The sequence below is a fragment of the Kutzneria sp. CA-103260 genome, from assembly GCF_018263855.1.
Taxonomy (GTDB): domain Bacteria; phylum Actinomycetota; class Actinomycetes; order Mycobacteriales; family Pseudonocardiaceae; genus Kutzneria.
On the sequence record NZ_CP073318.1, the window covers coordinates 4,274,696 to 4,294,476 of the forward strand.

The 19,781-nt window shown below is 70.2% G+C and carries 21 protein-coding genes; 13 read left to right on the forward strand and 8 right to left on the reverse strand.

All coding sequences use genetic code 11. The features are described from left to right. Positions 1-85 precede the first annotated feature (85 nt). Positions 86-1,114, reverse strand: coding sequence for a S1 family peptidase (locus tag JJ691_RS18235; RefSeq protein WP_211769944.1), 1,029 nt, complete (start codon positions 1,112-1,114; stop codon positions 86-88). A gap of 192 nt (positions 1,115-1,306) precedes the next feature. Here JJ691_RS18235 and JJ691_RS18240 point away from each other — a divergent pair, with 192 nt between their 5' ends. Further along, positions 1,307-2,176 carry an NAD-dependent epimerase/dehydratase family protein gene (locus JJ691_RS18240; RefSeq protein WP_211769945.1) on the forward strand — a complete coding sequence of 290 codons (870 nt, stop codon included), beginning with the start codon at positions 1,307-1,309 and terminating at the stop codon, positions 2,174-2,176. Here the strand turns inward: JJ691_RS18240 and JJ691_RS18245 are convergent. Continuing rightward, on the reverse strand, positions 2,156-3,616 hold the full coding sequence (locus tag JJ691_RS18245; protein ID WP_211769946.1) for an FAD-dependent monooxygenase: 1,461 nt from the start codon (positions 3,614-3,616) through the stop codon (positions 2,156-2,158). The two genes, JJ691_RS18240 and JJ691_RS18245, sit on opposite strands and share 21 nt — an antisense overlap. Before the next feature lie 91 nt (positions 3,617-3,707). Between JJ691_RS18245 and JJ691_RS18250 the strand changes: the two genes are divergently transcribed. After that, positions 3,708-4,151 (forward strand): MarR family winged helix-turn-helix transcriptional regulator, encoded by a 444-nt coding sequence (locus tag JJ691_RS18250; protein WP_211769947.1) that lies wholly within the window; start codon positions 3,708-3,710, stop codon positions 4,149-4,151. 379 nt (positions 4,152-4,530) lie between these two features. On the opposite strand, the gene JJ691_RS18255 is transcribed toward JJ691_RS18250, so the two are convergent. Next, positions 4,531-4,950: a winged helix-turn-helix transcriptional regulator gene (locus tag JJ691_RS18255; RefSeq protein ID WP_442912729.1), complete on the reverse strand. Its 420-nt coding sequence runs from the start codon at positions 4,948-4,950 to the stop codon at positions 4,531-4,533. A gap of 96 nt (positions 4,951-5,046) precedes the next feature. Between JJ691_RS18255 and JJ691_RS18260 the strand changes: the two genes are divergently transcribed. From JJ691_RS18260 to JJ691_RS52935, 3 genes are all read left to right on the forward strand, one after another. Beyond that, positions 5,047-5,928, forward strand: a complete 882-nt coding sequence (locus tag JJ691_RS18260) for an alpha/beta fold hydrolase (protein ID WP_249228015.1) — start codon at positions 5,047-5,049, stop codon at positions 5,926-5,928. A 381-nt stretch (positions 5,929-6,309) separates the two neighbouring features. Then, positions 6,310-7,143 (forward strand): oxidoreductase, encoded by an 834-nt coding sequence (locus JJ691_RS18265; RefSeq protein ID WP_211769949.1) that lies wholly within the window; start codon positions 6,310-6,312, stop codon positions 7,141-7,143. A 26-nt stretch (positions 7,144-7,169) separates the two neighbouring features. Continuing rightward, a complete protein-coding gene (locus JJ691_RS52935; protein WP_256449400.1) occupies positions 7,170-7,301 on the forward strand; it encodes a hypothetical protein in 132 nt (43 codons plus the stop codon). A 6-nt stretch (positions 7,302-7,307) separates the two neighbouring features. On the opposite strand, the gene JJ691_RS18270 is transcribed toward JJ691_RS52935, so the two are convergent. The 3 genes from JJ691_RS18270 to JJ691_RS18280 are packed head-to-tail and all read right to left on the reverse strand — an operon-like array spanning position 7,308 to position 9,776. Continuing rightward, complete coding sequence (locus JJ691_RS18270; RefSeq protein ID WP_211769950.1) at positions 7,308-8,411, reverse strand: FAD-dependent oxidoreductase; 1,104 nt, start codon at positions 8,409-8,411, stop codon at positions 7,308-7,310. Positions 8,412-8,424: 13 nt separating this feature from the next. After that, complete coding sequence (locus tag JJ691_RS18275) at positions 8,425-9,090, reverse strand: TetR/AcrR family transcriptional regulator (RefSeq protein WP_211769951.1); 666 nt, start codon at positions 9,088-9,090, stop codon at positions 8,425-8,427. Positions 9,091-9,131: 41 nt separating this feature from the next. Continuing rightward, positions 9,132-9,776: an alpha/beta fold hydrolase gene (locus tag JJ691_RS18280; protein WP_211769952.1), complete on the reverse strand. Its 645-nt coding sequence runs from the start codon at positions 9,774-9,776 to the stop codon at positions 9,132-9,134. 162 nt (positions 9,777-9,938) lie between these two features. Between JJ691_RS18280 and msrA the strand changes: the two genes are divergently transcribed. Beyond that, positions 9,939-10,460: a peptide-methionine (S)-S-oxide reductase MsrA gene (gene msrA, locus JJ691_RS18285; protein WP_211769953.1), complete on the forward strand. Its 522-nt coding sequence runs from the start codon at positions 9,939-9,941 to the stop codon at positions 10,458-10,460. 29 nt (positions 10,461-10,489) lie between these two features. Here the strand turns inward: msrA and JJ691_RS18290 are convergent, their stop codons facing one another. Then, positions 10,490-10,708, reverse strand: a complete 219-nt coding sequence (locus JJ691_RS18290) for a hypothetical protein (RefSeq protein ID WP_211769954.1) — start codon at positions 10,706-10,708, stop codon at positions 10,490-10,492. A gap of 321 nt (positions 10,709-11,029) precedes the next feature. On the opposite strand from JJ691_RS18290, the gene JJ691_RS18295 reads away from it, so the two are divergent. The 7 genes from JJ691_RS18295 (at position 11,030) to JJ691_RS18325 (ending at position 18,429) form a co-directional block, all read left to right on the forward strand. After that, positions 11,030-11,749 carry a tRNA-dependent cyclodipeptide synthase gene (locus JJ691_RS18295; protein WP_211769955.1) on the forward strand — a complete coding sequence of 240 codons (720 nt, stop codon included), beginning with the start codon at positions 11,030-11,032 and terminating at the stop codon, positions 11,747-11,749. Then, positions 11,694-12,899: a cytochrome P450 gene (locus JJ691_RS18300; protein ID WP_211769956.1), complete on the forward strand. Its 1,206-nt coding sequence runs from the start codon at positions 11,694-11,696 to the stop codon at positions 12,897-12,899. Before JJ691_RS18295 ends, JJ691_RS18300 begins: the two co-directional genes overlap by 56 nt. Before the next feature lie 8 nt (positions 12,900-12,907). Continuing rightward, positions 12,908-13,639, forward strand: a complete 732-nt coding sequence (locus JJ691_RS18305; protein ID WP_211769957.1) for a class I SAM-dependent methyltransferase — start codon at positions 12,908-12,910, stop codon at positions 13,637-13,639. 71 nt (positions 13,640-13,710) lie between these two features. Beyond that, complete coding sequence (locus JJ691_RS18310) at positions 13,711-14,505, forward strand: SAM-dependent methyltransferase (RefSeq protein WP_211769958.1); 795 nt, start codon at positions 13,711-13,713, stop codon at positions 14,503-14,505. Between the two features lie 105 nt (positions 14,506-14,610). Then, entirely contained in the window at positions 14,611-16,632 is a 2,022-nt protein-coding gene (locus JJ691_RS18315; RefSeq protein WP_211769959.1) for an acetate--CoA ligase family protein, read from the forward strand. Next, positions 16,629-17,783 carry an acyl-CoA dehydrogenase family protein gene (locus tag JJ691_RS18320; protein WP_211769960.1) on the forward strand — a complete coding sequence of 385 codons (1,155 nt, stop codon included), beginning with the start codon at positions 16,629-16,631 and terminating at the stop codon, positions 17,781-17,783. The genes JJ691_RS18315 and JJ691_RS18320 overlap by 4 nt, the downstream gene beginning before the upstream one ends. Positions 17,784-17,835: 52 nt before the next feature. Further along, a complete protein-coding gene (locus JJ691_RS18325) occupies positions 17,836-18,429 on the forward strand; it encodes a TetR/AcrR family transcriptional regulator (RefSeq protein WP_211769961.1) in 594 nt (197 codons plus the stop codon). On the opposite strand, the gene JJ691_RS18330 is transcribed toward JJ691_RS18325, so the two are convergent. After that, entirely contained in the window at positions 18,412-19,674 is a 1,263-nt protein-coding gene (locus tag JJ691_RS18330) for an MFS transporter (protein ID WP_256449401.1), read from the reverse strand. The genes JJ691_RS18325 and JJ691_RS18330 overlap by 18 nt on opposite strands. Positions 19,675-19,781: the final 107 nt, after the last annotated feature.

The window sequence follows — 19,781 nt, forward strand, 5'->3', positions numbered from 1 at the left end:
CTACTGAGGACCTGGTTCCGCGCGGAGCGCGACGCGGAACCAGGCCGGGGTGGATCAGTGCAGCGGTGGATCAGGGCAGAGTCGGTCAGGGCAGGGTCAGGCCGTAGGCGCTCAGCGCCGCGGGCACCGGCTGGAAGAAGGTCTCGCCGCCGGAGTTGCAGTCGCCGCTGCCGCCGGAGGTGAGGCCCAGGGCGGTGTCGCCGTCGAACATCGCGCCGCCGCTGTCGCCGGGCTCGGCGCAGACGTCGGTGTCGATCAAACCGCTGACACTGCCTTCCTGGTAGTTCACGGTCGCGTTCAGGCCGGTGACCTGGCCGGTGTGCACGCCGCTGGTGGAACCGCTGCGCGTCACCGACTCGCCGACTCCTGCGTCGCCGGCCTGGTCGATCTGCTGGCCAGTGTTGACGGCGCTCGGCGCGTCGACTCCCTGGTCGTAGACCGCGTACGAATAGTCGGTGCCCGGGAAATCAGCCTGGGAGGTGGTGGCGATGTGCTGGCTGTCGCCGCTGTCGGCCCACCAGTCGTTGGTCGCGACGCCGCAGTGGCCGGCGGTCAGGATGGCCGGGTTGCCGCTGGAGTCGTGCACGTTGAAGCCCAGCGAGCAGCGCAGGCCCTGGCCCCAGATGGCGTCGCCGCCTTCGATCAGCGGGCGCAGCTTGCCGGCGGTGGTCTTGAGCCGGGCCTTGCCGCCGAAGCCGTTGACCTCCTTGGTCAGCGAGGCCAGCTTGGCCCCGGTGACGGTGGAGTCGGCGGTCACCAGCACCTGGCCGGTGCGCGGGTCGACTCGCCAGGCCGTGCCGGGAATTCGGGCGTTCTGGTTGAGATGGGACGTCACGGCCGCCAATTCGGAGGCACGGTAGGGCACCTTGGCCGGGACCGCGCCCAGCGCGCGGACCTGTGCCGCGGCGGCGTCGTCAGTCACGCTGACGATCAGCTGGTGGTGGTCGTAGTAGGAGCCGACAGTGCGGTCGCCGAGCAGGGACTGGGCGGTCGCGCCGAGGTTGGTCGCTTGCCGCGCGGACAACGGCGCGGCGCCGGCTGTCGGGGCCGCGACTGCCAGGCCGGCGACGAGCAGGGTGGCGATGGTCAGGCATCGATGACGGGCAGGGATCATGAAGCCGTCTCCGTTCCGTGGTTCACCAAGGGGGGCACCGGTGCCACCGGAGTGCGCGCCAGCCCAGGGTAGGGGGCCGCGACCGGGGTAACCACCCGCCGATAGTCGTGCGCAGCTCACCTTTTCTGGTCCCACTTTTCGTGGGAACACTGGACCATGCCGGCGTGGTGCGCTCAGGCTAACGTTCCGGTCATGGCTCGTGTTTTCCTTGCCGGCGCGACCGGAGCCCTCGGCCGTCGCCTCGTTCCGCTGCTGCTCGCCCACGGACACCACGTCACCGGCCTGGCCCGGTCCACCGCCAGCGCGGACCGGATCCGCGAGCTGGGGGCCGAACCGGCCGCCGGTGACGCCCTCGACGCCGACAGCCTGCGGGCGGCGGTGGCGGCCGCGCGGCCGGACGTCGTCATGCACCAGCTCACCGACCTGGCCTCCCGTGACCTCGCCGCCAACTCGGCGATCCGGGTCGTCGGCACCCGCAACCTCGTCGAGGCCGCCTTGGCCGCCGACGTGCGGCGATTTGTCGTGCAGAGCATCGCTTTCGCGTACGAACCGGGCACTGCGCCGGCCAGTGAGGACACTCCGCTCGACTTCACCGCCCCGGAACCTCGGCAGACCACCGTGCGCGGCATCGCCGAGTTGGAGACGCAGGCCGCCCGGGTCGAGTCGCATGTGGTGCTGCGTTACGGCACCTTCTACGGGCCTGGCACCTGGTACTCCCCCACCGGCCTGATGGCTGAGGCCGCGCGGGCCGGGCAGTTGCCGGCCAACCGTGACGTCACCAGCTTCGTGCACATCGACGACGCCGCCACCGCCGCACTACGTTCCCTGGACTGGGAAACCGGCCCGGTGAACATCTGCGACGACGAGCCGGCCCCGGCCACCGAGTGGGTGCCGGAGTTCTGCGCCCTGGTCGACGCCGAACCGCCGGCCCCGTCGGATCAGCGCACCCCCTTCGCTCGCGGCGCCGACAACGCCCATGCCCGCGGCATCGGCTGGCGCCCAGCCCACCCCTCCTGGCGCATTAGCTTCCGCGAGTCACGCTCAGCGGCACACCGAATGTAGGTTTCCGACAGGCGTGCCAAACCACCGCCGCAGCGCCGCCCGCAACTCGTCGGCGTCGGTGCCGGCCCACGCGAGGTAGCCGTCGGGGCGGATCAACGTTCCCTCGCCCGATCCGGACTCGACGGCGACGCGATCTTCCCACGGGCCAACAACTTCGACGTCCGGGCCGACGTAGCGGGCGCGGGCGTCGAGGAGCCGGGTGTCGGCGGAGAAAGTGCCGACGAGCGGGTTTTTGTCGTCGCCGTAACGGATGCGCAAGCCGTGGCTCAGCTCCAGCATGGTCCGGGCGTCCAGGGCTTCGGCGAGCACGCCGCGCAGGGCCTCGGTCTGCGCATCGGTGCGGATCAGCGCCGACTCGGCCCGGCTGTCGCGAAGCACTTGCGCGCCAACGGGATGCCGTTCGGCAGTGTAGGTGCCGAGCAGCTCGTCGTCGGCCACGCCACGGGCGACGAGGGCAAGTTTCCAGCCGAGGTTGGCGGCGTCCTGGAGGCCGAGGTTGAGGCCCTGGCCGCCGATCGGCGAGTGCACGTGGGCGGCGTCGCCGGCGATGAGCACCCGGCCGCGACGGTAGGTCGAGGCCTGGCGGGCGTTGTCGGTGATCCGCATCGGCTTTTCGATCGCCGTGACGGTGAAGTCGTGACCGCTGACCCGGCGCAGGCTGGCCTGGAACTCCTCGGCGGTCAGCGTCGAGTCGCGGTCGAACGGGCTCGGATCGAACTCGATGGTCATGCTCGGCGACGGGGCCGGGGCGACGGCGAGAATGCCGTCGGGGAGCCGGTGAATGCCCGGTGCCAACGGCAGATCGCCGTCGTAGGCGGCGATCCCGGTGCGGGCCAGCATGGACGGGTCGGTGCCGGGGAAGTCGAAGCCGGCCTGGCGGCGCACCGTGCTCCGACCGCCGTCGCAGCCGACCAACCAGTCAGCGGATATCCTTGTGCCGTCAGCGAAAACGGCAGTCGTCTCGTCCTCGACGGCTACCAGTTCGAGGCCCCGGCGGACCTCGACGCCGAGCTCCGCGACCCGGTCGGCCAGCAGCCGTTCGAACTCGCCCTGCATGACCATCAGCGGCGGGGCCAAATCAGCCAGCTCGCCGTGGCGGTCGATGAACGGCAGCATGGCGAAGTCGCCCTTGAAGTCGGCCATGCCCAGACTGGCCATCAGCTCCGCGAGATCACCGGGATCGTCCCCGGCGGTCTGCTCGCTGAGGCCGGCCAGGCGGCGCAGGGCCGCAGCGGTCATCGCGCGTACCGGATCACCCAGCCCGCGCAGGTCCAGTGTCTGCATGGTGCGGGCCGTGAGCCCGCGGTCGTCATCGTTCTTGCCCTCGTCAGGCTCGGCCAGCCGCTCCACCACCAGCGGAGCCACCCCGGATAACCGCAGCTCAGCGGCCAGGAACAGCCCGACCGGCCCGCCCCCGACGATCAACACCGGCACGTCCATGTCACCCTCCCCGTGACGCGGAAATACTTCACATGATGTGAACAGTATGCATGCCGTAAACTATCGGCGCCAGGTTTTCAGGGAGGCGCCAGTGGACAACAGGGATCGGTTGATCGAGCGGATCGAGCAGGCCGAGGATCGGTTCCTGCGGCTCACCTCGGCCGGCGGGGCCAGTCCGCTGGCGTCCACCGACCTCACCATGCGGCAGTTGCAGGCGCTGCTCGTCGTGTCCTTCGTGGACGGCGCCTCCGGCCAGGACCTGGCCCGCGCCCTCGGCGTCGGCCTCGCCGCCGTCACCGGCATCACCCACCGGCTCTCCGCTCGCGGCCTCATCCGCCGCGCCGTCGACCCCGACGACCGCCGGGTGCGCCGAATCTACTTGTCCCCCAAGGGATCCGCCATGCTCGCCGAGCTCCGCGACGCCGGCCGCAACAACAAGCGCCGGCTACTCAAGCGCCTCGACACCGAGGCCCTGCACAAGATGGCCGACGCCATGGACGCCCTCAACGAAGCCGCCGAGTCCGACCACACCTGACCACCCCGACCCCACACACCAGCGACACCAAACGCCACATGTGGTCCGTCGTCGCCTTCATATGCCACATAGACAGAACTCATGCGCGTCATGAAGATGCCTGCCCGTGAACTCTCCAAGGTCGTGAACGGAATCGGACATGACCGGCTTCAGTCGAGGCGTCCACGACTCGTTCGCTATGGACCGTCCACTTACTCAACGTCGAACGCTCGTTCGCGTCGGCGTTCTCACTCAATGCGGCGTGAGCGGATGTTCGGCGTTCGACACCGCTGCGTATCGGCGCGCCGGGAGTGTGGTTGGGCCGTTCGCGTGTAGTCGTCGCGACAGAGGGCCTTCGGCTTGGCCAGCAGTTGCTGGTTCGCTTGTCGCGCAGCTGGCTTCACATGCTGTCGAGGACATCGGCGTGCTGCGCGTCGTGGACGGCGTTGGCCTGATCGATCTCCACCATGTGCTCTTCCGCCCAAGCCCGCAACGCCGCCAGCGGAGCCTCCAACGACAAGCCCAGCTCCGTGAGCCGGTAGTGCACCCGTGGCGGCACGGTCGGCTCCACCCGACGGCCGACCAGCCCGTCCCGGACCAGGCTGTGCAGCGTCACCGACAGCATCTTCTGCGACACGCCGGACATCCGCCGCCGCAACTCGGCGAACCGCACCTCACCCGGGGCGGCCTCGGCGAGCACCTTGACCGCCATCGACGTCCATTTCGTGCCAATGCGGTCCAGCAGCTGACGCGTCGGACACCGGGGATCGAACAGATCGCCGCGACCGGCGCGCTCCACCCGCACGGGCTGAGTGGTCACCTTGACCTCACCACCTGTCGGCAAAGTGCCGTCTTGGCACCACAACCACGGTTACCTACGGTTCTGTGGTCACCGATGGTAACCGACGGAGGCACTGTGTCCGACACCTCGTCACCCCGCCCGCCGAAGGTCGAGCTGCGGCGGATCGCGACCAACGGCGTCCACCTCAACGTGGCCACGGCCGGCGCCGGTCCTGCGGTCGTGCTGCTGCACGGCTTTCCGCACACCTGGCAGGTGTGGAGCGAGCTCATCGGCCCGTTGTCCGCGCACCACCGGGTGATCGCCCCCGACCTGCGCGGATTCGGCGCCAGCACGCGCGCCCCGGACGGTTACGACGCCGGCACTCTGGCCGACGACATCGACGGGATCCTCGACGCCGTCGCCGAACCCACGGCGGCCGTGGTCGCGATCGACGCCGGCACCCCGGTCGCGGTCCTGCTCGCCCTGCGCCGACCCGACCGGATCCGACGACTGGTCGTCATGGAAGCGCTGCTGGGCTCGCTGCCCGGCGCTGAGGAGTTCCTCGCCGCCGGTCCACCCTGGTGGTTCGGATTCCATGCCGTCCCCGGTCTCGCCGAAACGGTCCTCATCGGACACGAGGAGCAGTACATCGACTGGTTCCTCACCGCCGGCACCCGCAGCCGGCGCGTGCCACCCGACATCCACGACGCGATCATCAACGCCTACACCGGAGTCGACGCCCTCCGCTGCGCCTTCTCCTACTACCGCGCACTGCCCACCACCGCCCGCCACCTCAGTGACGCCGTGGCCGGTGGCCGGCTCACCGTGCCCACGCTGGCGATCGGCGCTCACCCGGTCGGCGCTGCGCTGGAACGACAGCTACGCCCCATCGCCGACGACCTCACCGGACATCTCATGCCGGATTGCGGCCACATCATTCCGCTGGATCGGCCCCGAGAACTGCTCGGTCTCGTGAGGCCCTTCCTCGCCGCCGACCTGGTCGCCGAGCCAACGTGACCGGCTAACGCGCCGTAATGGCGCCTCCTCGACATGACCGCCCGGCGTCTGTCGGCAGTGCCTGACAGCGGACAGGGGCTCCAGTGACGGGTGGGAAGAACCAGGACGAGGTGGCCCAGTCGCAGGCGCTGCGACCAATCGGCGGATCCCACTCTGTCATCGGCAGGAGAGTGCATTCGCCGGGGCTCAACCCACCGGCACGTCGTCCACTGACCGACGTCGTTGCTGCGATTAACAGACGCGTTCCGCCCGTGCATTTCGAGTCGGACGTTCGCAACGTTCGTTGGGGGCAGACCCCTGTGGACCACATGTGGCGTCGACAGCGAGTGGGTAGTGGCGCTACAGTCATGGCTATAGCAGCTGTAGCGGAGGAGGCTGGGCGTGAAGACGTGGTTCATCACCGGTGGCACACCGGGCGGCTTCGGCATGGCGTACGCGAACGCGGCGCTGGCCATCGGCGACCGGGTGGCACTGACTGCCCGTCGGCCCGATGAACTGGCGGAATGGGCGCAGCAGCACGGTGATCGGGTGTTGGTGCTGCCGCTCGACGTCACGGACCGGGAGCAGATCCGGCGGGCGGTGCGCGCCGCCGAGGAGCGGTTCGGCGGCATCGACGTGCTGGTCAACAACGCGGGCCGGGGCTGGTACGGCTCGGTGGAGGGCAGCACCGACGACACCGTGCGGCGGACGTTCGACCTCAACTTCTTCGGCGCGGTCGACGTGATCCGCGCGGTGTTGCCGGGCATGCGCGAACGTGGCAGCGGCTGGATCGTGAGCATGTCGTCGCTGGCGGGCCTGGTGGGGATCACCGGATTCGGCTACTACTCGGCGGCGAAGTTCGCCCTGGAAGGCCTCACCGAGGCACTGCGGCGCGAGGTGGAACCGTTTGGTGTCAAGGTGTTGTCGGTGGAGCCGGGGGCGTTCCGCACCAACGCGTACGCCGGCTTCGACGACGAGCCGATCAGCGAGACCGTCGACGCCTACCACCCGCTGCTGACCGAAGTCCGCGCGGCATTCGTGGCGGAGAACGGAAAGCAGGCGGGCGATCCGGACCGGGGCGTGCGCGCGGTGATCGAGGCGATGAACTCGGCCAACCCGCCGGAGCGGCTGGTGCTCGGCAACGCCGCCTTCGAGTCGGCCACGACCAAGTTCGAGGCGACGCTGACCGAACTGCGCGTGCACGAGAAGCTGTCGCGCGGGGCCGACTTCGACTGACTGCCCGATCGGTCGTCGTCGGCCTGATGCACACGCTGGTCCGGGAGATCGCCCCGTTTCGGTTGATCACCATGGACGACGTCGCCGCGTTCCTGCTGCGCAACGGGGGCATGAACGGGCACGACCTGAACATCGACGGCGGTTGGCTGCTGACCTGAGCTCGGTCAGCCGGCCATCACCCCGGCGAGCCGCTGCGCGCCACCGGGTTCGAAGCACTCCACGAGGTTGGTCGCCGAGTCATGGGCGGCCTCCTCGGCACGGGGGAACATGGCGGTCTCGTACGCGGTCAGCGCTGTCTCGACGTCAGAGCCGGCGGCGAGGGCGAGGGCCAGGTCGGTGCCGTCGAGCATGGCCAGGTTCGCGCCCTCGCCGGCAAAGGGCGACATGAGGTGGGCGGCGTCGCCGAGCAGGGTGACGCCGGGGACGCGCGTCCAGCGGTGCCCGACGGGCAGGGCGTGGATCGCCCGCGGCACGAAGGTGGCGTCGGCGTCGGCGATGAGGCCGCGCAGGGGTTCGGCGAAGTCGTCGAAGAGCTCCAGCAGCCGCAGGCGGGTCTGGACCGGGTCGGCGGGGTCGACGAGTTCGGTGCCGGCCCAGTTCTCGTCCTCGGCGCGAATGGCCAGATAGACCCGGATCCGGCCGTCGCCGTTGCGCTGGGCCATCACACCCTTGCCGTGGTCGAGGGCGAACATCGAGCCGGGGCCGACAAAGGCGGCGGCGTCCGGGTGCTTGGCGTCCACATCGGACAGATGGATCTCGACGAACGACAGCCCGGAGTAGATCGGCCGGGCGTCGGACAGCAGCGGCCGGACCTTCGACCACGCCCCGTCGGCGCCGACGACCAGGTCGGACTCGACAGTCTCGCCGCCGACGGTGATCGTCGACGGAGTCACGGACGTGACCTTGGCGCCCCAGCGCACCGTGCCGGCCGGCAGGGACTCGACGAGAATCCGCTTGAGCTCCTTGCGGTCGACCTCGGGCCGGCCGCCGGGCTCGGGCGCGACGTCGTCGATGTAGACGGTGCCCCGGCCGTCCATCAGCCGCATCGCCTCGCCCTCGTCCCGGGCGACGGCCCGGAACTGGTCGAACAGGCCCGCTTCGCGCAGCGCCCGCTGCCCGGACTCCTCATGCATGTCCAGGGTGCCGCCCTGGTCGCGGGCGGTCGGCGAGGCGTCCAGTTCGTACACAGTGGACTGGACGCCGTTGACGTGCAGCACCCGGGCGAGTGTGAGGCCGCCGAGGCCGCCGCCGACGATGCTGATCTTCATTGCGTTTCTCCGATCACGGTATAGGGGTGCCGAGCGCCCCGCTGATCAGGACGTCGAACATCCAGCGCGCCCGATTCACGGCCGGGCCGGCCATCAGTTCCCTGGAGTGTGCGGCGATGTTGGGGTAGGTGTCGGCCGGGGCGTCGGCGACCACCCGTTCGAGCCGGTCGTGGTTGGCCACCGCGGCCGCCAGATTCTCTTGCTGGGTGCCGTGTTCCACCGCGCTGGCGGTGGCGATCAGCAGCAGCATGTCCACCGCCCAGGCGGCCTGTGCCTTGGGCATGCCGCCCTCGGCCAGCCGGCCCAGCACCGCCTCGACCACGGCCAGGTAGTTCGGACCGCTGAGCCGGGTGACCATCGCGACCCGAGCCAGGCTCGGATTCTCGTGCAGCACCCGCTGGTAGGAGGTGATCACCTTGTGCAGCCGCTCCCGCCAGTCCGGCGAGCGGCCCGGGTCCAGGTCGACCTCGCCGAGCAGCTCGTCGAGCATCGCGGCGTGCAGTTCCTCGGTGTCGCGGACGTAGACATAGAGCGAGGCCGGCCCGGTGTCGAGCTCCTTGGCCAGCCGCCGCATGGTGACCTTGTCCATGCCCTCGGCCCGCATCACCGCCAGCGCCGTGCCGACGATGCCGTCCCTGGTCAGCGCCGGCTTGGCCGGCCGTTCCCGTCGGTTGTACATGGGATCGAGCCTAACGGACGCGTTCGTGACGAACACGTTCGTCAGGGACGCAGGAAATCGGCGATGAGGTCCAGCGTGCGCTCCAGGGCTTCCATCAACGGGGCATGGCCGACACCCGGCAGCGACACGAACTCCGCCTTCGGGAAGTGCTTCACGTAGGCGCGGCCGTACTCCAGCGGGGCGACCCGATCGTCCTCGCCCCAGATGGCCAGCGTCGGCACAGTCACCCTCGCCACCCGATGCGGCAGCCGCGGGTCGCCCTGCGGATGCGGAGCCATGTAGTGGGCCAGCACCCCGAGGTTGTCCCGCACCGCCGGCGGCAGCTGCGCTGCCTGGTCCGGGTTCGGCGTGGCCACCGGCAGCCCCGGGATCCGCGGCCCGATCACGTCGATCAGCACCAGTCCCCCAATGCGCCGGCCGCGGTCGCGGATCACCATCTCGGCGGCGATCCAGCCGCCGAAGGAGGTCGCGATCACCACCAAGTCCTCGATGTTCTCGTCGTCCAGCAGGTCGAGGTACTCCATCGCCAGGTCGTCCGGCCCCTCGTACCAGTCGGGCCGAGACGTGCCATCCCAGCCGGCGTGAGTGGGCGCGAGCACCCGGTGCGTCGGCTCGAAGCGGTCCACGATCGGCTGCACCGACCGCCGTCCCGGGCCCCCGTGCAACACCATCAGCGTCTTGGTCATGACCCCACCTTAACGAACATGTTCGTTACGAACAAGTTCGTCAGTGGATTCCCTGGTTCTTACCCAGTGCTTACGCTGGACCGGACGCACGTCACAGCCGGGACCAAAACCGTCCTGACCGGTGTTGTATCGACCGGGGGGAACGGATCGAGAGAGGGAGCGATGAGCAACACGACCGAGACCGCGGTGCTGGCCGGCGGGTGCTTCTGGGGCATGCAGGACCTGATCCGCCGCCAGCCCGGTGTGCTGTCCACCCGGGTCGGCTACTCCGGTGGCGACACGCCCAACGCGACCTACCGCAACCATGGGACCCACGCAGAGGCCGTCGAGATCGTCTTCGACCCCAGCGTGACCAGCTTCCGCGACCTGCTGGAGTTCTTCTTCCAGGTGCACGACCCGAGCACGAAGAACCGCCAGGGCAACGACATCGGCCTGAGCTACCGGTCGGCCATCTTCTACACCAGCGACGAGCAGCGCCGGGTGGCCGAGGACACCATCGCCGACGTCGACGCCTCCGGCCTGTGGCCGGGCAAGGTCGTCACCGAGGTGCAGGCCGCCGGCCCGTTCTGGGAGGCCGAGCCCGAGCACCAGGACTACCTGCTGCGCTACCCGAACGGCTACACCTGCCACTTCGTCCGTCCGGGCTGGAAGCTGCCCAAGCGGGCCGAGTCCACGCAGGGCTGACGCCCTGAGGTCTGGCGGCTGACACCCCGTCAGCCGCCAGACGGGCAGTACCCCTGGCATATGAACGGCCCGGCCCGGTCGGGGTCGAGTTCCCAGTAGTGCACGCCGCGATCCACGCCGGCCGAGAACAGCGCGTCCCCACGCGAGCCGAACCGCATCGCGTCCAGCAGCCGCTGGTCGAAGGCGACGTTCGACTCGATGGAGCGGCCGGCGAAGAACACGTGCCGCGAGCCGTAGCGGCGCTGCATGGCCCGCCGGTGGTCCGGATGGTTCGCGGCAATGTCACCCGATGGTGGGGGACGGTTGCCAGTAGGGGCCGAGGAGCGGGTGACCGGGGGATCTACCGACACGGGTAGTGCGGGACCCCGGACGGCCTAGTCGGCCACCCGCGAGAGTGAATGCCGGACGCGGGGAGTGATTGGTTATTCACACGAACTAGTCCTGTGCGTGCCGTAGTGCAACCACATAGACTTATGCCGAAATTTGCAGATATGGCTATGCAAAAAGCGCAGTCGTCCGGCTCGTCCAGTCCGACGGCAACTTGCCGTGGACAAGGAAGGGGCTCGCCGATGTTCACAATCACGCCGTTAGCCGGTTCCCGCGCCGACAACCACGACCACGTGCTGGTCGGGTTGAGCCCGCAGAACGGGCGGTACAAGCCGGAATACATCCGAAACCTGATTTCCTGGCTGCATCCCCGATTCAGATCGATTGACGTGGTCATTCCGGGGTTCGAGGCGGCATACACGCTGGTCGCGGCCGGCCACCCGCCCGCCCAGGCGGTGCACCGGGCCCGCAGGGCCTATCGCCAGCTGCGCAACCCGGCCGTGCAAGCCCTCGCCGACCTGGGGGTTCCCGACGCGGCCAGGCATGTGATGAGCTGGACCCGGCTGCACGCCGACCACGCTTACCGAGCCGCGCTGAACCGATCCCGAATCGCCTATATGACCGACCCAGGCATTCGCCGGGCCTGCCGTGAGATGACGGCCGAGGTGGTGGCCAACTCGGCCGCGGGGCACCTGGTCACGGACCGGGATATCGACATCGCGGTCCGTTACGTGATTGCCGAAATACCGCTGCTCACGGACGGTCCGAGCCTCTTCGGGACGAACGGCAGCGTATTCGTGTACCACCGTGCCACCCCACTGGTGGCGGAGATCGCCCGTAGCGACTCCATTCTCAGCGCACAGCCCGGACAGGCGTGGGCGGTCGTCGAGCAAAAGGAGCAAAATCATGACGAGCACGGCCGAACCAGATCTTCCGCTGCACTACCCGTTCCCGCTCGGTGACACCGGCGCGCTGCCGCCGCTGACCGCCTGGGCCCAGCAGGCCAAGCCGGTCTGCCCGGTGCGGCTGCCCAGCGGCGTCACGGCCTGGATGCTGACCCGCAAGGACGACGTGGCCCAGGCGCTGGCCGACAACCGGTTCAGCCGCAACCTGGCCGAGCCGGGCTCACCCCGCATGGTCGGCGAGGACCTGACCTCGGTGGACCACGCGATCTTCAACCTGGACCCGCCGGAGCACGGCCGGGTCCGCCAGGTGCTCAGCAGCTGGTTCACCCGCCGCGCCGTGCAGCGGCACCGCCCGCTGGTGGCCCGGCACGCGCAACGGCTGCTGGCCGCGATGGCCGACGGCCCGAACCCGGTGGACCTGGTCGAGGCCTACACGGCGACGCTGCCGCTGGACGCGATGGGCGAGGTGATGGGCGTGCCGCCGGACCTGGCGCAGGAGTGCCGCCGCGTCTACCCGATGAGCCTGGACCTGTCCTCCACGCCGGACGCGGTGGAGAAGGAGACCGACGCGGCCAAGCAGTTCATCGCCAAGCTGATCAAGGTACGCCGGGCGGAGCCGATGCCGGACTCCCCCGTGCACGCGCTCATCGAGGCCCGCGAGCAGGGCCTGATCACCGAGGCCGAGATGTTCGGCACGGTGTTCCTGATCTTCGTCACGTCGTTCGACCCGCTGGTGGCCCCGCTGACCACCGGGCCGATGATGCTCATGCTGCACCGCGCGCAACTCGCCGAGTGCCAGGCCGATCCGGCCCTGTGGCCCAAGGCGGTCGAGGAGATCCTGCGCTACTTCCACAACGGCGGCCTGGGTTTCCCGCGCGTCGCCCGCGAGGACGTGGAGCTGCGCGGCACGCTGATCAGGGCCGGCGACGCGCTGGTGGTGCCGATGCAGGCGGTCACCTGGGACCCCCGGCACTACCGCAACCCGGAGCGGTTCAACATCCACCGGGCCACCGACGGGTCGGCCACCTTCGGCGCCGGGCCGCACTACTGCCTCGGCTCCCAGCTGGCCCGGGTTGTCTTGCAGGAGGCCATCTCCGCGCTGTTCACCCGGTTCCCGACGCTCGACCTGGCGGTCAGCGAGCGGGAGCTGCCGTGGGACCCGAACCGCATGTTCACCCGCCCGATGCAGCTGCCCGTGACCTGGTGAGGAGTGACATGACGGCGAGCCAGTTCGAGGAGTTGGCCTACCTGTACGAGCACAGCTTCGAGGTGTGGCCGTACCGGCGGGACGTGGAGCAGCACTCGGTGCTGGCGGCGCTGGGCGAGGTGGCCGGGCTGGCCGCGCTGGACCTGGGCTGCGGCGCCGGCTCGTACACCCGACTGCTGGCCGAGCACGGGGCGCGGCCGGTGGTCGGGGTGGACAGCGCGGCCGGCATGGTCGACTACGCCCGGCGGCGCGAGGCCGAGGACCCGTCCGGGGCGACCTTCGCCCGGCGGGACGCCTCGGAGCCGATCTCCGGCCGTTTCGACGTGGTGTTGGCGGTGCACCTGCTGCCGTACGCGGAAACGGTCGAGACACTCACCGCCATGTGTGCGACGGCGCGGTCCGCCCTGTCCGGACCAGGGAAAATGTTCGTGACCGTCACCATCAATCCTGGTTTCGCCACCGAACCCGGTTACTACACACGCTACGGATTCGACTTGATAGCCCCTTCGGCTGAACTTCGTGACGGCGATCCGGTTCGGCTGCGCAGTGAGTTCCTCGGCGGCAGCATCGACGTCACGCCACACTTCTGGTCCCGCGCCACTCAGGAGAAAGCCCTGCTCAACGCGGGTTTCCGGGAGGTGACGTGGTGGGCTCCGCAGTGCTCGCCGACGGCCGACGTCGATCACTTCGGCGATTATCTCCGCAAACCTCCCACCCTTGTTGTCACCGCGACGGCGTGAGGCTGTACTAGGATTTCCGCGGCGAATATGAAGTTTTCCGGGAGGTCGGGCTCGTGCACGAATCGGCGTGGATGCCAACGGGACTGGATCCGGATGTGCCCAGTGCCGCCCGGGTGTACGACTATTTCCTCGGCGGCTACCACAACCTGGCCGTCGACCGGGAGTTCGCCCACCGCGCCGAGCAGACGATGCCGGACCTGCCGCTGATCCTGCGCACTTCACGCCGGTTCCTGCGGCGGGCCGTGCACTACCTGCTGGAGCAGGGCATCACCCAGTTCCTGGACCTGGGATCGGGCATTCCGACCGCCGGCAACGTGCACGAGATCGCGCACGCGGCCGCCCCGCGCTCCCGGGTGGTCTACGTGGACCGGGACTCCGTGGCCATGGCGCACGCCGCCCTGATGCTGGAGGGCAACGACAACGCCGCCGCGCTGCGGGCCGACCTGAGAGACCCGCGGGAGGTGTTGCGCCACAACGTGGTCACCAACCTGCTGGACCTGTCCCAGCCGGTGGCGGTGCTGATGTCGGCGGTGCTGCACTTCGTCGAGTCCGATGTCGAGGCGCAGTCCATTGTGGCCGGTTACCGCACCGCCATCGCGCCGGGCAGCTACATCGCGATCTCCCAGGGCACCCAGGAGGCCGCGGGCGAGCGGGGCGAGCAGGTGATCCGCCTGTACGACCAGACCGACAGCCCGTTCACGGCCCGCGACCGCGGGCGGTTCACCCGGCTGTTCCGGGGTCTGGACCTGGTCGAGCCGGGCGTGGTCTACGTGCCGCAGTGGCGGCCGGAGTCGCCCGAGGACGTTGACGAGCACCCCGAGCTGAGCTGCGCCTACGGGGCGATCGGCCAGAAGCCGCTGTACTGACGCCGGGTTCTGGCCGATCGGCCAGAACCCGATTCCACAAGTTGACAATCATTGTCGCCGCGCTCACGATAACTGACTGATGAGCCAGTTATCTACGGAGCGGTGATGCACGGACTGGGCGTGTTCCGCGACCCCGCCTCGGTCGCGGTGGTCGGCGCGTCGGAGGACCGGTCCAAATGGGGCCACTGGCTGGCGGCCGGAGCGCTGACCGGAGCCGGTCGACGGCGCGTGCACCTGGTCAGCCGGCGCGGCGGCACCGTGTGCGGGCAGCCCTGCGCGACGAACCTGCGGAGCCTGGACGAGGTGCCGGAGCTGGTGGTGCTCTGCGTGCCGGCGACCCACGTGCCGGAGGTCGTGACCGAGGGGCTTTCCCTGGGGGTCAAGGGATTCCTCGGCATCACCGCCGGCGTCTCGGACGAACTGGAGCTGGCGCGACGGATCCGGTCCGGCGGGGCCCGGCTGGTCGGCGCGAACAGCCTGGGCATCGTGGACACGGCCACCGAGTTGTGCCTGGCCTGGGGCAGTTTCACCGCCGGACCGCTGGCCATCGTGTCGCAGAGCGGGCAGGTCGGCTCGGAGCTGGCGCTGCTGGGCGAGCGGCACGGGCTGGGCATCTCCCGGTTCGTCTCGCTGGGTAACGCCGCTGACGTTACGGCGACCGAGCTGCTGGCCGACCTCGCCGACCACTCCGCGACCGAGGTGGTGGCCGTCTACCTGGAGAACTTCACGGACGGATCGCTGCTGCTGCGGGCATTGCGGGGGCTGCGGGAGGTGGGCAAGCCGACGCTGCTGCTGACCGTCGGCGGCAGCGCGGCCAGCACCCGGCTGGCCCGCTCGCACACCGGTTCCCTGACCTCGCCGCTGGACGTCGTGGACGCCGCGTGCCGGGCGGCCGGGGTCGCGCGGGTGAGCACGCCGTCGGAGCTGATCGACGTGGCCCGGGCCCTGCTGGCGGCCCGGCCGCCGCACGGCGACCGGGTGGCGATCATCGGCGACAGCGGCGGGCAGTGCGGGATCGCCGCCGACGTGGCCCACACGAATCGGCTCACGGTGCCGGCGTTCTCGCACGACATCGGCGTCGCGCTGCCGGCCGGGTCGGCCGCGCACAACCCCGTCGACCTGGCCGGGGCCGGCGAGCAGGACATCGCCAACTACGCCCGGATCACCGAGGCGGTGCTGCGTCGCGACGACGTGGACGCCGCCGTGCTGACCGGCTACTTCGGCCGGTACGGACTGGACATTCCGGCCATCGGCGGCCGGGAAGTCGCGGTGGCGCAACGGATCGGCGCGGCCGTGGCCGACGCCGGCAAGCCGGTGGTGGTGCACTCGATGGGCCCGGACAGCGCCACCGCCCACGCCCTGTGGGCGGTCGGCGTCCCGACGTACGACCGCATCGAGGCAGCCCTGTCGGCGCTGCGCGGTCTGGTCGCGTTTGGGCGGCCGCCTGAGCTGCCGCTGCCCTACCAAGCCCGGCCCCTCGACGCCCTGCCCGAGGGCTACTGGGAGACTCGCCAGGTGCTCGTCGACGTCGCCTTCCCCCGGGGCCTCGTCGTCCGCGCCCGGGCGGAGCTGGCCCGGGCGGCCCGGCTCACCGCCCCCTACGTGCTGAAAGCCGCCTGGCTGGAGCACAAGAGCGAGGCCGGCGGCGTCCGGATCGGACTCGCCACCGTCGACCAGCTGACCGCGGCGTACGACGAGATGTCGGCCCGCCTGGGCCCCGGTGACTACGTCGTCGAGGAGCAGGACATCCGCCCGGACACCGTGGAGATCCTCATCGGCGCCCGCCGCGACCCCGACTTCGGGCCGTTGGTCGTGGTCGGCGCCGGCGGCACGGAGACCGAGCTGCGCCAGGACATCGCCACCGAGCTGGCTCCCGTCTCCCCCGCCACCGCCCGGGACATGCTCGGCCGGCTGCACTGTGCCCCGCTGCTGCGCGGCTGGCGCGGCCGCCCGGCCGTCGACATCGGGGGGCTGGCCGATCTGGTGCACCGGATGTCGTTGCTGGTGGCGGCTTCGCCGCTGGTCGGCGAGCTGGAGCTGAACCCGGTCCGGGTCGGGCCGGACGGGCCGCTGGCCGTCGACGCCCTGATCTTCCCTGTAGCCCGTCAGGAGGCACGCCACGCATGACCACCCACTTCCCGGCCTGGCCGCTCAGCGCCGAACAACGCCAGATCGTCAACCTGTGCAGGGACTTCGCCGAGCGGGAGATCCGGCCACGGGCGCGGGAGGTGGACGAGGCCGACGTGGTGACGCCGGTGGACCTGTTCGCCAGGGCCGGCGAGGTCGGGATCACGAACTTCATGCTCCCGGAGGAGTACGGCGGCGGCGGTTTCACCGACGTGTTCACCCAGTGCCTGGTGCAGGAGGAGCTGTGCTGGGGCGACCCGGGCATCGGCAATCTGCTGTGCTCCAACGGTTTCTACGCCGACCCGATCCTGGAGCTGGGCACCGGGGAACAGAAGAAGCAGTGGCTGACCCCGCTGGCCGGCCCGGACGCGCCGATGACCGCGCTGGCCACCACCGAGCCCAACGCCGGCTCGGACGCGGCCTCGATGATCACCACGGCCCGCCGGGTCGAGGGCGGCTACGAGCTCACCGGCCAGAAGACGTGGATCTCCAACGCCGGCACGGCCAAGTACTACGTGGTGTTCGCCAAGACCGACCGCAGCAAGCGTTCCGCCGGCGTCACCGCGTTCCTGCTCGAACGGGACGCGCCGGGGCTGCGGTTCGGCGAGCCGATGCGCAAGATGGGCCAGCGGGCCATCGTCTGCCGGGAAGTCTTCTTCGACAACGTGTTCGTGCCGGCGAGCGACCGGCTCGGCGACGAGGGCCGCGGTTTCCACGGCCTGATGGGCACGTTCGACATCTCCCGGGTGGTGCTCGGCGCGGCGGCGGTCGGCGCGGCCCGGGCCGCCTACGAGTTCGCGCTGGACTACGCCCGCGAGCGCAAGCAGTTCGGCGTGCCGATCATCGAGCACCAGGCGGTGGCGTTCCGGCTGGCCGACATGGCCACCCGCATCGAGTCGGCCCGGCTGCTGGTGCACCACGCCGCCCGGCAGATCGACGCCGGCCAGCGGGTCACCGGGCTGGCCGCGATGGCCAAGCTGACCGCGTCCGAGACGGCCATGTTCGTCACCTGGGCGGCCGTGCAGACGCTGGGCGGCTGGGGCTACTCCCGGGAGTTCCCGGTGGAGCAGTGGATGCGGGACGTGAAGCTGGAGGAGATCGAGGAGGGCACCTCGGACATCATGCGCCTGGTGATCTCCCGTCATCTCTGACTGGTGAGCCAGTTATCTATACTCGCGGTCGCACCCATCGGGAGGAGTGACCGTGCCGCGTCCCAGCGTCGAGGCCGAGCGCAAGGCGCAGATCCTGCGCGCCACGTGCGCGGTGATCGCCGACGCCGGCATCCACGACCTGCGGCTGACCGACGTCGCCCGGCGGGCCGGCGTCAGCTCCGGCACCATCCACTACTACTTCGACAGCAAGCAGGCCCTGCTGCACGCGGCCTTCGAGCACAACTTCCGGCACTCCCTGGAACGCCGGGCCGCCGTGCTGGCGTGCGGCGGCAGTCCGCTGGACCTGTTGGCCCGCCTGGTCGAGTCGTACGCGCCGCTGGACGCCGAGAGCGTCGCCGCCTGGCGGGTGTGGGCCGAGCTGTGGGTGCACGGCCTGCGGCAGCCGGAACTCCAGGAGCTCAACGAGAGCATCTACGGCGAGTGGCGGCGGACCGTGGTCGGCCTGGTCCGGGACGCGCAGGACCAGGGCCTGCTCAAGGGCGGCGATCCGGTGCTGGTGGCCAACACCGTGGTCGCGATGATCGACGGGCTGGCCATCCAGGTGCTGCTGGGCTCGCGGAACATGACCGTGGACCGGATGCGCGCCACCTGCCGGGCCTACCTGGACTCACTGGCCGACGGTTAGGCGGACGCGGGTCAGCGCCCGCCAGCCGGCGGCCGCCGCCAGCAGCATCGCCAGCCCGGCCACGCCGAAACCCAGCCGTGGCCCGGCGACTCCCGCGACCCACCCCATGAACGGACCGGTGACCAGCGTGCAGCCCGGCAGCGCCATGCTCCACGCCGCGTTCACCCGGCCCCGCATGCCGGGGTCGGATTCCAGCTGCACCACCGTGTTGGCCAGCGAGATGAACCAGATTGAAACGCAGCCGGTGACGGCCATGGCGGCGAACACCAGCGGCACGGTCGGTGCGTACGCGGTGGCCAGGATCGACAGTCCGGTGCCACCGGCCAGGATCACCACCCGCCGGCCGCTCGGCCGGCTCGGACCGGACGCCGCCAGCAGCACGCCCGGGAGGGAGCCGACCCCGAACGTGGCCATCATCAGTCCGAAGGCCGTGCCGTCGAGGTGGAACACGCCGGTGGCCAGCAGCGGCACGGGCACGTTGAGGCTGAACAACATTCCGGACGCCGCCGCCAGCAACAGACAGGCCCGGATCACCGGATTCCGCCAGGCGTAACGCAATCCGCCGATCCGCTGCGGCCGTGGCGGGTGCGCCGTCTCCCTGACCCGGTGCCGCAGCACCACGATCAGCGGCGGCACGAAGGTCAGCGCGTTGAACACACAACAGGCCGCGGGGCCCCAGAATCCGAGCAGCGCGCCGCCGATGGAGGGCCCCAGGATCCGGGCCCCGTTGACCACGACCTCGTTCAGCGCCACCGCGTTGCTCACCCCGTCGGCGCCGACCAGGTCGAAGACGTACACCTGCCGGGCGGTGGCGTCGTGCGTGCTGACGATGCCGGTCGCCGCCGCGATGGCGAACAGCATCCAGATCTGCACGACCCCGGTCGCCGCCAGCACCGCGGTCAGGGTGGAGATCGACGCCATCAGGCTCTGCGTGACGATCAGGACCCGCCGCGGGCCGATCCGGTCCACCAGCGCGCCCGCGTACGGGCCGACCAGGAACAGCGGCAGGAAGGTGCAGGTGGACATCAGGCCCAGGTCAAGGCCGCTGCCGGTGAGCTGGAGCACCAGCCAGGACAGCGCCACCCCCTGGGTCACGCCCCCGGACGCGGAGAGGAGCTGGCTGAGGAACCACTGCCGGAACACCGGTTCCCGCAGCGACCGGAAGCTGCCCGGCATCAGTCCCCCATCACTCGACGTCGCCTGATCTTCCTCCCCCGCGCGCCCACCGGGCCACCGATTTCTCACCGCGTCAACGCCGCCGGCCGGTCCTGTCCGATCCTGTCAGCTGAACCGTCACAGCGCTTGACACCACGATTGGTCCAGTCCACCGTACGGGTCGTTCGCGGACCGAC